Below are 13,832 nucleotides of genomic sequence, written 5' to 3' on the forward strand. Positions count from 1 at the left end.
CTCCACCACTACCCCTCTGGAGCACTGCTTAGTTCTATTGTAAACACGGCCCCATCTCCGATGTTTTTGACGTAAAGCCTTCCACCGATAGAATCCTCTACTATCATCTTTGACATGTACAATCCTATACCTGTGCCCTTTTCACCTTCTTTGGTCGTAAAATAAGGATCGAATATCTTGTCGATTATTCCATCGGGGATTCCACCGCCGTTGTCACTAAATTCCATCCTTAGTGTGCCACCATCCTTGTATAGATCAACGCAGAGCATACCCTCTTTACATAGCAAGTCTTTTTGTTTTCTTTCGTTGATGGCATCCTTGGCGTTGTTTATTATGTTGAGGATAACGTGTGCGAGATAGTTCTTGTATGTTGTCACCGTGGTGGCCTCACATGGGACTACCTCGGTGTAATGACTAAACGACCTGTTGTGTATGTGACAGTTAATCCGGTAGTTTATCGTATTGACCTTGAGCTGGTATGACAGCAGCGACAACACATCTGCCGTGATCCTGATAAGATCAAAGGTCTCTCTCTCCCTGGACGGTTTGAAGAAGTCCCTGAATTCATTAATCGTATTGGACATGAAATTGACCTGTGCCATTGTGTTCTTTACCGTGTCAGAGATATAAGCCTCATCGATCTCTCCATAGCGGTATGCATCCTCGAGGTCCTGGATAATGACGGCCACGGCGTTTAATGGTTGTTTCCACTGATGGGCTATGGCGGCCATCATCTCGCCCATGGCCGCCATCTTGGACTGCTGTATCAACAACTGCTCCTTCTGTCTAATCTCGTTGACCTTGTTTTTGACAAGCTCTTCAAGATTTTTATTAAGGCGGTCGAGGGTGTAGGTCTTGACCTCAAGCTCGTTTTGTACGATCTTCAGGGCGGTTATGTCGCGTGAAAGGTGTATCGAACCATAAAACATACCGTCAGGGTTGTACAGCGGGGTTGCGGTGACCAGGTAATAGCCATCCAGGTGCTCATCATAAATCTCCACGGTATGTTCATGACCGTCTTTGAGCAACCTCTGATAGGGGCATACATCTATCGGTTTATCCTGTACATGCATGATCTCGTAGCAGGCCTTGCCTATTATTCTGTCGGAGGTAAAGCCTAACTTTTTCGCCATTGCTTCATTAATTCTTGTGATTCTGTGGTCACGGTCAAGCAGCATGATAAGATCAGGGATGGCGTTGAAGGTTCTCTCCCATTCGTCTCTTGCCTTTATCATGGCCTTTTCCTTTGCCTTGAATTCGGTTATATCACTAAGGGCCGTTATCCTCATGTAAGGGCCCTCAAGGGGCAACATCTTTCCACATATCAACAGATCGAGTGTCGTTGCGTCTTTTCTAAGCCCTGTCGTTTCATATAACTGCTCATAGCCCGAGGATATAACGTTTCTGACTTTGTCGCGCTCCCCGGGTGCGACAAGGTCTGTGGCAGACATTCCCTTTATCTCCTCGATTGTGTAGCCGAACATCGTTGCGAATTGCTCGTTTACGTCCACAATGTGTCCTTTGTCCGTTATTACAATCCCCTCGGTAGTGGCCTCCGAGAGCCGCTTAAGTCTGTTGCCGATCTTTATACGTTCCTCTATCTCTGCGGTGAGTATGTCGCGGGAGACTGTTGTTTCCCGGAGTTTGGTAGCCATCGCCTCAATCGAGACTGCTATCCGGCTTATCTCGTTGTCCCCTGCAATACCAATCTTATAATCCAGGTTGCCTGTTCCCAGGTTCTCCAGCCCCATATTGATCCTGGCTATGGGTCTGCCGATCCCTCGATTGATCAACCAGGAAAAAATTATTGCAAACAACATCAGGAAGGTTATGGATATGATGATAAGAATATGCGACTTGTCATGAATATTGTCCAGGGTCTTATAGTTCATATCGCAAAGCTGGGATGAGAGCGATACTACAGTATGCGATCTGCCCATGATTTGGGAGAATATCCTATCCTTCATCTCGGAATACAAGAAGTTATCCCCTTCCCCGGCTTCGCTGCCATTAATTGCCTCCATGTCGTTGAAAAGTATTTTGATCTTGTTGATATTGTCGCGCAGTTCACCTATAAGCCCCCTTTTCTGCAGGTTATTGGGACTGCTACCGGACTCCAATATATCAAGGAGACCCGAGATAGAGGCGAATTTTGACTGCCACTGCATACGTACCCGCTCTCTTGTATGACCCTCGTATATCCGATAATCATAGATCAATATGTTCATCTCAAAGACGCCCTTAACCAAACGCTCGGTTATACGGCTTTTGTTAGTTATCTCATCATCCAGAGTCCTCTCATGGAGGAGTATGCCTGCAATCAGTATCACCGTAACGATAGACACGATTGCCCCAATATGTAGGCTGGTTTTTATCTTCAAATAGTGGTTCCTTTTCATTTCAAGTGGGTAGCCCAATCTTAGTATAATCCAGCTTACCTGTTAGCATGTAGATAATAGTCTTTATGTTTTTGAATGTTTTATAACCTCTTGCCTTTGCTTTAGCTGCCTGTACCAGACTATTAAGTCCTTCTAATATTCCATTGTTTATTCTACTTTCATACCATCTCGTTACTCCTGACCAATGCCTTTTTATTGTTTTGGCTGCTTCATATATAGGCTTTAAGCGACTATGAGTTGCCCAAAAAATACCACTTATGTAGTTTTAATTCAAATTCTTCTTGTGTCTGTTCTGTATAAATTGATTGAAAATTTTCACGTATATGAAATGCTCTTATAGTTTGTAAATTCAGATACGGCATTAATTCTATGTGTAATGATGCATGAGCCTCCATAGTTTGTTGTCATCTTCTTTTACAATTTGAGACACTTTGTTTACAGGCATTTCTCTACAAAGAATCATCATTAGAGAATCAAATAAATATGTAAAATCAGCACCACTACGAGCCCAAGGTATTTCTATCTGTAAAACTCCACATTCATTACAATCAGTCCTTGGTACTCTTGCTATTATATAACTCTCATATTCAAAAAAATTAAGATGTCGCCATTTCTTTTCAGTTGTGTCATAAGCTTTAGAATTGTTTCCACACTTACTACACTTGAATATACTACCTCTTGTAAAATCAATATGTATATCTATCACCTTTTCCACTTTCTTGAAATCTATAGATGTTACCTTCCACGGTAACTGTATATTTAGTGCTTGCTCAAATAAATTCTCCAACATTTCCATAACTCTATTCTCCTTACATGTTTTACCCTCATTGTACCATTACCCACTCACTTTGAGAAAGAGCCATTTCTTTTAATAGCTTAAGAAAAAAAAGCTTATCAAAAGAAACCAACCCCTTTCTTTTATACTCGATGTTAGTAACTTGCCAATTGCTTTCTTCTGTATTATTATCTCTCATATCAACAAGTATCAGATGCTTATTTTTAGTGTTGATATCAATCCTGCCATCGCTACCTACAACCCATAGAGCGACCGGGAAGAAAGATACATACCCCTTCTTTGATATAAGTTTGAGGGTAGGAATTAACTGTGGCTTAACACCATACCTTCTCATCATCTCCTCTTCCATTTGAAGCATCTCAGCTCGCTCAACTCTAACGCCAGGGGATCCCTTTAACCATGTATCGATTTGCCGGTATAATGACTCTAAACGGTTTATCCAGTCTCTTATCTTTTCTTCAATATATGTCGCATCCTCTATTTCAATATCGACATAGTCATATAATCTCATATTATTAATTAATTGCCTCCTTGATGAATTCTATACATAATTATACACTTTATTCATAACCGTTTGTCAATGTTACATATATGGAGCGTTTCGATTTGGTTAAGTACAAAACACACGGCATTTTTATGGGGTCAAGGGGACTTCTTCGCACCCGCCCCTGCCGTAAACCGCCCTCCTTCTTTTCTTCTGTTGTTATAGCTACTTATACTCTTCTGCTTAACAACTACAAAAAGAGTAGGACAAACTTGTCAAAAAGCTCTTTGTGGAAGTGGTCAATCATTTGTTCCTTCATGAGTCTGAGGGCATCATAGGGTGACATGGATGGCTTATAGGAACGCTTTGAGGTCAGGGCGTCATAGACGTCGGCGATGCACCCGATGCGGCCATAGAGGTGGATGTCGTCCGCTTTGAGGCGCTTGGGATAGCCGGTGCCATCTGCCCGCTCGTGGTGCTGCAATACGATGTACCTGCACTCCTGCGTAAGCTGATTGGTCTCCGACAGTATCTTGTAGCCCTGATAGGGGTGTGCGCGCATCTTCATCATTTCCTCTTCCGTCAGTTTGCCGGGTTTGTTTAATATCTCCGGGGCCACCCTCACCTTGCCAATGTCGTGGAGGAAGAATCCGGCGCCAAGCTCATGCATGTTGTGGGCGTCAGAGCCTTTAAAGAGCGCCTTTGACAGCAGGATTGACAACAGACCGACGTTTACAGAGTGGGTGTAGGTGTAGTAGTCATGACTGGTGATCTGCAACAGATTGTGGGAGGTCAGGTCATCAGAGATTATTATGTCAACAATGTGGTTGATACCCTCCTTTGCGGCGGAGATGTTCTTTGCCCGCGGGTCATCCAGCAGTCGTGCCATGATGGTTGTGGCCGAGCTGTAGACGACCCTGGCCTTTTTATCTGCCGATAGCGTGGTATCCCTCACCGCCTCCCTCAGTTCATCTGGCACCAGCTTTTCTGGCTCCCAAGTCTCTGGCGCCTTAAAGCTAGTCGGGGCGTCATGACTAAGGGTCTCAACAATGGTAACGGGCACTCCCTTGGCCGTATCTATGTTGACCTCACCAATGCCGGCCTTGATGATCTTGCTTATATCCCCCTCGTCTTTTAGGACGAAGCTGCTCTTCAAAAATGGATGATTAAACCACGATGTTGGCAGTACCACATACATACCAACTTTGAGATCATTGACCTTTATCTTCTTTAACACTTAAGCCTCCTTTATTCAGTGCCGCCTCGTACCTGACGCTGAACATAATGCCCACTGAGGGTATTTCTTAATAGTTTAGTATCTCTATGAAATCAGTGTAGTCTTTTTGCTCCTGCTTGCTTGCCTTAAGGCTTTTTCTGGTGAAGTCCTCATGAGCCTTTTTCACGTTGCCTGCATAGACGGGGTCGAGTTTTATTGCCCTGAACAGGTACACAGAGGCATCGCCGTAGTGGCCTATGGCATTTTTTGCCAATGCCAACCCGTACAGTGGTGTCTGACTGGTATCATTGCGTTTGACGGACTCGTCAAAGGCGCTAATGGCCTCGGTATATTTTCCCTGCCTGTACTGTGCGAATCCAAGGTTATTGTAGGCCTTATCGGGAGTGGCATATAGGGGGTTCTTAAGGGCGTCCGAAAAGGCTTCCGAGGCCTCTTTCCACTTGTTGAGTTTTACGTAGACAAGGCCAAGATTGTTATATGCCTCCGAGTACTTGGAATCGGAACGTATGGCCTTCAGCAGAGACCGTTGTGCCTGATCGTAGTCCTCCAGTTGGAGGTAGACAAGGCCAAGGGCGTTGAGTGACTCCTTGTCATTGGGATCAAGTTCCAGGGCCTTCTTGAACTCAACAAATGCACCCTGTATATCGTTTTCATGTAACTTGGCAACACCTATGTTGAAGTGTGCCTTTACCTGCTTTGCATTGTTTGATGTTGCACAGGCGCCAGAGGCGATTAACCCCGCAAACAAGCATGACAGTATCCCGTATCGTATAAAGCACCGCCTAAAGCGGCAGGCGTTAAATCTTATCCACGGTGCCGTTAAAGTGCGTCGTGCTGTTGTCTCTCGTGTCGTTTTTTTATCCATATCTCTCCAAAGTCCATCTTTTGATATATGTGTATATACCCCCCTTTGAGCATCTCAAGGAGCGCCAGAAATGTCACTATTACGTTTAACCGTGTTACTTCCCCGGCAAACAGGTCATTAAATTCTATCTGTCTGCCACCGGCATCTTCAAGTCTTCTTATAATAATAGCAATTTTATCGTCTATGGTCAAGGTGTCTTTGGCAATGTGTACGGTCCTTGGAGGTTTGGTCTCAAATACGTTCCTGAAGGCTTCAAACAGGTCATATATGTTAAGATTGACAAGGGTATAGCCGGCAGTTGCCTCTTGTCCCTCAGCGACGTCATCCCCCGGGGTGGGTTCTTTGTAGCCGGCAAATGGTTCCTTGATGAATACGGATTCCCATTTCTCTTCTATTTCTCGCAGAGAGAAGGCGGCCTCCTTAAAGGACTGATACTCGATCAGGCGTTGTACAAGCTCCAGGCGAGGGTCTTCTTCCTCTGCGGCCTCCTGCTCCTGCACGGGCAATAGCATCCGTGACTTTATGTAGATCAGCGTGGCTGCCAGTACCAGAAAGTCACCCGCTATGTCGAGGTTCAGCTCCCTGATGACTTCCAACTCCTGCAGGTACTGTGTGGTTATAAACGCTATCGGGATATCGTATATGTCTATCTTGTTTTTCTTGATCAACGATAGTAACAGATCAAGGGGGCCTTCAAAAACCGCCAGCTTGATCCGATACGCTTCCGGTGTTAACTCATCCACGTGGGGGGGACTCCTGTAGTATCTGTAATTTGATGAAAAATAGTATCAGACATATTGGTTGTAATAGTTATTAACTATATCGATGTTTAGTCACTCCAATTTTGATTTTATTGCTTTTTTTGATTCATATGTAACAGTCTATCACCTATTAAAATATTTTGCAATAATTATTTTCTACTGCCCCTCTGCCATGCTTTTTAAATAAGGACACGATGGATAGCAGGTGTACCCTGATTGGGGGGCATACCTCTTGATATTGTCGGATTTAATATGCTATTTTAAGCGATGACAGAGTTTTTCAGATACGTGTTGATGCTTTTGCTGTCGGTGGTCATTGTTGGGGTCATTGGCAAGGTGAGGGCGATGTACTGTGGCAGGTATGGGGAGCCGGTATTGCAGCCAGTGTGGGATATTGTCAAGCTCCTGCGACAACCACACCGGTTGCTCAATCCTGATGTTTCATGGGTCTTTCGACTTGCCCCGTCAGCGGCGCTTGCAACGGTGATGTCTGCCGCTGTCGTGGTGCCCACTGGCAGCGGTGGGGCAACCACCGGGGCATTGGTGGCCTTTAACGGTGATTTCCTGTTTTTTGCTTATACTATTGCCCTGGGGAGGTTTTTTGCCGTCCTTGCCACCCTTGACACCAACAGCAACAGCGTGGCATTGACAGCGGGCAGATACGTCTACATTGCCGCACTGATGGAGCCTGCATTTCTTATGATCATGGCTGTTGTGGCGATGCGCACTGCCAGGGTGTCCTTTGTTGAGTTCTGCCAAAACACAGCCCCCGTTGCCACCATATGCGCCGTGGTAGTCCTCATGGTATCGGCCACTGTAGAGGCGGGCCTGATGCCGGTTGACGATCAGACAACCCCCGATAAACTCACCATCCTCAACAACTCCGCCCCGTTACACTACAGCGGCGTTGACCTGGCTATGATGCGTATGGCCACAGCCCTGAAACTTACCATATACGCCTCTCTTGCAGTTACCATGCTGATGCCGCCGACAACATCTGCACTTGCGGGTATCTCCCTGTATGTGGCGGGTATGTTGCTGACAGCCGTTGCCATAGGTGTGGCAGAGTCCCTATGTGTGAGGCTCACTACGGCACATGTCGCACAGTTCGTCGTAGGGACAACGGCTGTTGCCTTGATATCCCTGGCCGTTGCGGCCTTTGGCAGTGGCGGGTAAGTTGTAAGGTTTTTACTTTAAACATAAAAACAACACCACGCCATCTCTCAAATTACACCTCGACAACGGAATCATCGCTGATCGACAACCTCAGTGCATTGGGGCAGTTGGGATTTTTGACCACCCTGGTATTTCTGCCCAGCAGGCTGTCCTCAAGTCTCTCTATGCCCTCGATCACGGAGTTGTTGAGTATCACCGAATGTTCGATGCCGGAGTTCTTTATAGAGACACCGTCGCTGATACTGGTGAAAGGACCTATGAAGGCGTTTTCGAGGGTTGAATCCCTGCCCACCCTGACGGGGCCTCTGATTTTGCAGTTTATGACGTTGGTACCCTCGGCAATGGTGACCCGTCCCTCTATGTCACTGATGGCGTCTACGTTGCCCCTGATGCTGTGTTTGGTGTACTCATCCAGGACAATGGTGTTTGCCTTCAGCAGGTCGTCTTTCTTACCGGTGTCCAGCCACCAGCCGGTGAGCACCTGACTCTCTACTTGATATCCCATGTTTAAAAGCTCCTGGATGGCATCGGTGATCTCAAGCTCACCCCGATGAGAAGGCTCTATACGGGCAATGGCGCTGAATATCCTGTTTGAAAAGATGTAGACCCCCACCAGTGCCAGATTTGACGGCGGCTCCTGTGGTTTCTCTATCAACTTTGTGACATTACCCGCGGCATCCAGACATGCCACCCCAAAACGTCTGGGGTCATCGACCTCCTTGAGGAAGATAAGGGCATCGGGTCTGCCCTTGTTAAATCGTCCGATGGCCTCCCGTACCCCCTGACTGAGGAGATTGTCACCGAGGTACATCACGAAGTCGTCCTGCCCCAGGAAGTCCTTGGCCATGAGCACCGCATGGGCAAGGCCTGCCGGTCTCTCCTGGACGATGTAGTGCGTCCGTACACCCCACTGACTGCCATCGCCAATGTACCCCCTGACCTCATTGCCAGTCTCAGGGGAAATAATGATCCCCACATCCCGTATGCCTGCCTCTGCTATGTGATTGAGCACATAGCCCAAGATTGGTTTGCCGGCCACCGGCACCAGTTGTTTAGCGATTGTGTGTGTCAGGGGTCTGAGTCGCGTGCCCTGTCCCCCGCTTAGTATCAGTGATTTCATGCCGTTATATCCTCATTAGGTTGCATTTTATCTTTCCTTTTTGACTTCTCCTGTTTTTTCGTGCCATTTGGCCTTATCTGCTGGTTTGGTTAAGTTACCACCTACGCCCCAACTCAGCACCTGGGGCGCTGCTATTGAACAACCATATCTAATGGTTTAGTTTAGCTATCTTGTCGCGAACTTTTCTTGTATGTGGATGGTCAACCCCGTAGACAGTTTCAAAGATGCTTAACGCCTTCCGGTAAAACTCGAGGGCTTTATCTTTCTCTCTTAACTCATCCCAAACGCTACCGATATTGTTATGATCTCCAGCCACATTAGGGTGGCTTTCTCCATAAACAGCCGTGTCAATTTCCAACGCATTTTTAAATAACTCAAGCGCTTCTTTTTTGCGACCTAATTCATACCAAACGCTTCCAATACTGTTGTAATCTCTTGCCACATTTATATGTTTTTCTCCAAATATCTTCTTATCTATAAATAAAGCTATGTATAAACATTCAAAGGCTTTGTTGTAATCACGCAAATCAGACCATACTAATCCTATGAAATTTTTTAACTCTGCCATTTTGGCATGAAAGGCACCATAATTATCGATACATATTTTGATGGCATCTTCAAAGAAATTAACAGATTCCTTAACTCGTCCTATATATGTTAAATATATTCCTGTTTCTTTTAAAATATCTGACCTTATTGGATTTTTATATCCATATATCTCAACTGCATAACTTATCGTGTCGTGATAACATTGAATCAATTCTATATAATTTTCTATATGTTTAAATTTGTTGCAACTTGCTATTTTTTCTTTTAAAACTACCATTTTATGCAATTCATGCTCTTCTCTGGATAACATATCAGCAACGTCAGAATCAGTGTTTAATTTAATATAATTATATGATTGCAGAAATGATGGTACATCTTTTATTTTTATATCATTGAATAACACTAGTATAACTTTGATATAAGGTTTTTTTTGATACGTTTTTCTATATCCTGGACGATATTGTTAAAGAAAATATCGTCTCTATATCCAGGTCCAACAACAACAGCTACCGAATACGAGTTCAATAGAGCTTCTGTTAAACGCCTATCACCAATTGGTATTGAGTTCTCTTTATCAAACCATACATCAACATCATTGTCAGTAAGATAATTGGCCACTTTTTCAGTTATCTCTAAGCTATCAAGTGAGTAACCAAAAAAGACATTATACATATTTTTATTAGAAATACCTTCCATTATTAACTTGGGACGTACAGATGCTCCAGAACCTTTACAAGGTGGTTCGTTTTGTATTCCACAAACGAGCCTATACATCTCATCTTCAGAATCAATGTCTGTACTAAAATCCACAAAACTTCTTGACTGTAAAAAATCAGGAATATTGTCATTATTACACCCTGGTAAAATAACTGGTATAACCCTGAATGAATTATCTTTTGTGCCTCGATTGAGTGCAAAGCGTATTTCTTCCATGCACCATCTTTCCGGAGGGGATTTCCCAATAAAGATGGCACATGTCTTCGATTCCTTTAAACCGTCTGACATTGCTTTTTCAAAGTGCGTTCCAGGGACAATATCCCACTTGTCAAACCAAACCTTTAGACCATGTTCGTGTTTTAATCGCATGGCTATATCCTTGACAGTTGCCTTGTCTTCTTCCATGTGGCTTAAAAAAACATCATACATTTTTTAATTAAGTTCCATGTTCAATGCTTAATGTACTTATCAATTATTCTTCTTTGAGTCTCAAGATAAATCTCTTCAGTTATTATACCTAAAGTTTTAAATTCTTTTAGCCCTGTAAATTTATCATGCACACTACCTCTAACAGGTTGTATACCCTTTATAGCACAAACAAGCCTATACATTTCGTATTCAGAATAAATGCCCTTGCTAAAATCCACAAAACTTCTTGACTGTAAAAAATCAGGAATATTGTCATTTTTACCCCCTGGTAAAAGCACTGGTATAACCCTGAATGAAGTGTCTTCTGCCAGTCTGCTAAGTGCAACGCTTATTTCTTCTTTGAACCACCCTCCCGGGGTTGATTTACCAGTGAATATGGCACATGTCTTTGCTTCTTTTAAACCTTTTAAAATTGCCCCGTGTATGGAATCTCCAGGAACAATATTCCACTTGTCTAACCAAACCTCCAGATGATACTCATCTTTTAATAGTCTGGCTATCTCCCCGACAATTGCCTTGTCTTCAGCCATATAACTTAAATATACGTCATACATACATTCATTATAACATATTTCCTGATATCCGCAATAAAAAACTTTCAACTTTCCACCCCACCACCCAACTTAACCACCCCACCACCGTATAATGGGGTCAAGTGGACTTCTTCGTGCCCGTGACGGGTGGCGACCCGCTGCGACAAGATTGCGGCTCGCCCCTCCTCTTGCAGGGGGTTCTGAAGGGGGGCGGAGCCACACCTTTTTTTCTTTTATGCAAGCAATTTTGGTGCCCGAAAAAACTCGAATCCGATCAGTATATAATTTTTCCTGCATGAAATCTGTGCCTTAAGTTGCAATTGCTCTGTCGGCAGAGTTCCATCAATCCCGGGGGAAATGTTTAGGCCGCTAATACAAATTTGGAGTCAGGCTTTCTCTTTTCTGCCACAATGCATTTTGTGTTTGTTTCTTCACTATAGCAAAGCGTTCCTTTTGGGCATAGTCCCGCTTGATGACGACACTGTTAAAGCCGACCTCTGATGCAATCTCTGTGATATCGGCGCCCTGTCCGTCGCCTATCTCAAAGATGACAACGCCATCTCTGTTGAGATAGTCCCCTGCCGCTGCAAGTATCCTCCTGTAGAAGTCCAGGCCATCAGAGCCACCATCGAGGGCCTCCGGTGGTTCATGCAGACTGATCTCCGGTTGAAGGCCGTTTATGTCGGCGCTCTTAATGTAGGGGGGATTGGATATTATGAGGTTAAACCGTGAATCTTTTCTGATGGGAGCAAAGAGGTTACCGTTTAAGAATGTCACGTTGTGTATGTGGTTTATGTTGCTGTTACCCCTTGCATAATGCAGGGCTGCCTCGGAGACATCCACGGCGGTGACGTGTGCCTGCGGATACGCCCGGGCTATTGACAGGGCAATGCACCCGCTGCCGGTGCAGAGGTCCAGGACGTTGAAGGCTCGTTGAGGCCTCACGGAAAGTTCCCCGATTGCCTCAGCAACAAGCAGCTCCGTCTCAGGACGCGGAATAAGCACCCCCGGACCAACGGCAATAGTCAGGCCATAGAACTCAACCTCTCCGACGATATAGGCAAGGGGTTGACGACGTTGCCTGTTGCGTATAAGCGGGAGGATGATATCATCCCCGATGGCTGGATCGTTGAGGTAAATGGCTGTCCTGTCAAGCCCCGACAGCACAGACAAGAGCGTCTCTGCCTCCTTCTGTGCTTCCTCGATACCGGCCATTTTTAACAGTGCGACGACATCTTTTAATTTCACTACCGTTACTCATCACCCTCCAACCGCATGGCGTCTATATAGAAGGATATCATGTTTTTGAGTTCGTCGGTTGCGTCGATAAACTCGATGCCCAGGAACTGACTGCCGTCCTTGATTTGAGAGTTTTTCGCCACACACTCAATGTTCTCAAAGACCTTTTCGAGGAGCTTGAATGTGATATAGTAATTCTTATCGATGACGTAGAGCTTGCTGTCTACGCCGGAGGTTTTAAGCAGGCAGCCGTTTTCGCTTATGTTAATGATGACGACATCGCAAGCATTGATAGTGATCATATCGAGCAACTTTGCAGGGATGCTTGTATGGAGTCTGTCACGCTTTCTGCGTGTTATCTTTGGTTTTTTAAAGACCCCATAGCCCCACAACTGATAACGGTTGACCTCAACAGGGGGTGCATTGTGCGGGATGACCGATGCTACGGAGAATTCGTCTATGCTTGTGTCGCGACGCAGGGGGGTCAGCGGGGGGAAACCGCTACTTTTTACGACGGAGTGGACAATGGGGGCATTGGTTTTTTCGCCGCGTTGTGTTACCACTGCTATTTCCTTGTTCTTGAGTTTGACAAATGAGCCAGGGGGATAGATGCCCAGGTTTTTTATAAAGACCATTGCCAGGTCAGTATCGATCTTTTGCCCTTTATTGAGGAAAATGTCTTTCATGGCAAATGCCGGTGACAGCGGCGGACGATAGTCACGTCCCGTGACGCGGGCACAGTAGAGGTCTGCCAGGTAGACAATGCGGGCAGCAACGCACACCTCATCGCCAATAAGTCCTTTTGGATAGCCCTTGCCATCGATGGTCTCATGGTGTTGGAGGACGGCACTTAACCACAACTCATCACTGACGTTATGCTTTTTCAGGAACTCCATTCCGTAGACGGGGTGGTTTTGAATGTTTCTGCGTTGCTGGTCGGTCAGCGGGTCTTTCTGATAATGCAGCATTTCCTGCAGCTCTATCATGGCAATATTCATGGTAATGGCCGCCGCAAGCAAGGATAAACGTTCCGGCACAGACCAGCCAAACTTCTTGGCTATGACCTCACAGACGATTGCCGTATGCAAGGGATGTTTGATCGTGTACCTGGTGTCTTGTTTCATCAGCAAGGTGCCCAGGGTCAGGTCTTCGTCCATTGAACATGCGTGCATCAGCATGTTGGCCAGAAAGATGACCTTTGTTGGGATGTCCTTTTCCGTGCCCAGTTGCCTGAACAGATTCTCAAGGCGTACATAGGCCATGTCGATCTCTTCAAATGGCGAATCCTCCTCAATTACAAGCTCGGTGTCAAGCTCCGAAACCTCTTGAGGTGCCTTGCCCTCCTTCTCAGGTTCATCGGTAACGACAAGGCCCTGTATCGTCTTGATCACATCCGCTTCGGTGATTATGTATCCCCTGCGCAACATCAAGTGACCAGCCTCATCATATATTGAAGCTGCCAGAGGCTTCCCGATAGGTATATCTCCCACATTGACTCGTCGCATTTTCATGTTAGTGTTACTCCCA

The 13,832-nt window shown here is 45.4% G+C and carries 13 protein-coding genes and 1 pseudogene; 1 reads left to right on the top strand and 13 read right to left on the bottom strand.

The features are described from left to right. Window positions 1-8 precede the first annotated feature (8 nt). From Mcas_RS16260 to Mcas_RS04375, 7 genes and pseudogenes are all read right to left on the bottom strand, one after another. Window positions 9-2,381 carry a PAS domain-containing protein gene (locus tag Mcas_RS16260; protein ID WP_052566852.1) on the bottom strand — a complete coding sequence of 791 codons (2,373 nt, stop codon included), beginning with the start codon at window positions 2,379-2,381 and terminating at the stop codon, window positions 9-11. A 19-nt stretch (window positions 2,382-2,400) separates the two neighbouring features. Next, window positions 2,401-2,640 (bottom strand): annotated as a pseudogene (locus Mcas_RS18655) (transposase); the annotation flags it as partial. A gap of 126 nt (window positions 2,641-2,766) precedes the next feature. Continuing rightward, window positions 2,767-3,195 carry an ISL3 family transposase gene (locus tag Mcas_RS18660; RefSeq protein WP_040334279.1) on the bottom strand — a complete coding sequence of 143 codons (429 nt, stop codon included), beginning with the start codon at window positions 3,193-3,195 and terminating at the stop codon, window positions 2,767-2,769. Window positions 3,196-3,223: 28 nt separating this feature from the next. Next, window positions 3,224-3,706, bottom strand: a complete 483-nt coding sequence (locus tag Mcas_RS04360; RefSeq protein WP_040334280.1) for a hypothetical protein — start codon at window positions 3,704-3,706, stop codon at window positions 3,224-3,226. Between the two features lie 223 nt (window positions 3,707-3,929). Further along, a complete protein-coding gene (locus Mcas_RS04365; protein ID WP_040334281.1) occupies window positions 3,930-4,916 on the bottom strand; it encodes a cyclic di-GMP phosphodiesterase in 987 nt (328 codons plus the stop codon). A gap of 67 nt (window positions 4,917-4,983) precedes the next feature. Then, window positions 4,984-5,781 carry a tetratricopeptide repeat protein gene (locus tag Mcas_RS04370; protein WP_081853604.1) on the bottom strand — a complete coding sequence of 266 codons (798 nt, stop codon included), beginning with the start codon at window positions 5,779-5,781 and terminating at the stop codon, window positions 4,984-4,986. Next, window positions 5,736-6,524, bottom strand: a complete 789-nt coding sequence (locus tag Mcas_RS04375; protein WP_040334283.1) for a segregation and condensation protein A — start codon at window positions 6,522-6,524, stop codon at window positions 5,736-5,738. The genes Mcas_RS04370 and Mcas_RS04375 overlap by 46 nt, the downstream gene beginning before the upstream one ends. A gap of 285 nt (window positions 6,525-6,809) precedes the next feature. Between Mcas_RS04375 and Mcas_RS04380 the strand changes: the two genes are divergently transcribed. Next, the gene (locus Mcas_RS04380; RefSeq protein WP_040334284.1) at window positions 6,810-7,718 is read left to right on the top strand and encodes an NADH-quinone oxidoreductase subunit H; all 909 of its coding nucleotides are present in this window, start codon (window positions 6,810-6,812) and stop codon (window positions 7,716-7,718) included. A gap of 52 nt (window positions 7,719-7,770) precedes the next feature. Here the strand turns inward: Mcas_RS04380 and Mcas_RS04385 are convergent, their stop codons facing one another. From Mcas_RS04385 to Mcas_RS04410, 6 genes are all read right to left on the bottom strand, one after another. Continuing rightward, the gene (locus tag Mcas_RS04385; RefSeq protein ID WP_040334285.1) at window positions 7,771-8,838 is read right to left on the bottom strand and encodes a glucose-1-phosphate thymidylyltransferase; all 1,068 of its coding nucleotides are present in this window, start codon (window positions 8,836-8,838) and stop codon (window positions 7,771-7,773) included. Window positions 8,839-8,986: 148 nt separating this feature from the next. Then, window positions 8,987-9,790, bottom strand: coding sequence for a tetratricopeptide repeat protein (locus Mcas_RS04390; protein ID WP_040334286.1), 804 nt, complete (start codon window positions 9,788-9,790; stop codon window positions 8,987-8,989). Further along, entirely contained in the window at window positions 9,790-10,533 is a 744-nt protein-coding gene (locus tag Mcas_RS04395; RefSeq protein WP_081853605.1) for a TIR domain-containing protein, read from the bottom strand. The genes Mcas_RS04390 and Mcas_RS04395 overlap by 1 nt, the downstream gene beginning before the upstream one ends. A gap of 20 nt (window positions 10,534-10,553) precedes the next feature. Continuing rightward, window positions 10,554-11,087: a toll/interleukin-1 receptor domain-containing protein gene (locus tag Mcas_RS04400; RefSeq protein WP_040334288.1), complete on the bottom strand. Its 534-nt coding sequence runs from the start codon at window positions 11,085-11,087 to the stop codon at window positions 10,554-10,556. A gap of 348 nt (window positions 11,088-11,435) precedes the next feature. Then, complete coding sequence (prmC, locus tag Mcas_RS04405) at window positions 11,436-12,314, bottom strand: peptide chain release factor N(5)-glutamine methyltransferase (protein WP_052566853.1); 879 nt, start codon at window positions 12,312-12,314, stop codon at window positions 11,436-11,438. A gap of 5 nt (window positions 12,315-12,319) precedes the next feature. Further along, on the bottom strand, window positions 12,320-13,816 hold the full coding sequence (locus Mcas_RS04410) for an HD domain-containing phosphohydrolase (protein WP_081853606.1): 1,497 nt from the start codon (window positions 13,814-13,816) through the stop codon (window positions 12,320-12,322). Window positions 13,817-13,832 lie beyond the last annotated feature (16 nt).

Origin of the sequence: Candidatus Magnetobacterium casense (assembly GCF_000714715.1) — a bacterium.
GTDB classification, from domain to species: domain Bacteria; phylum Nitrospirota; class Thermodesulfovibrionia; order Thermodesulfovibrionales; family Magnetobacteriaceae; genus Magnetobacterium; species Magnetobacterium casense.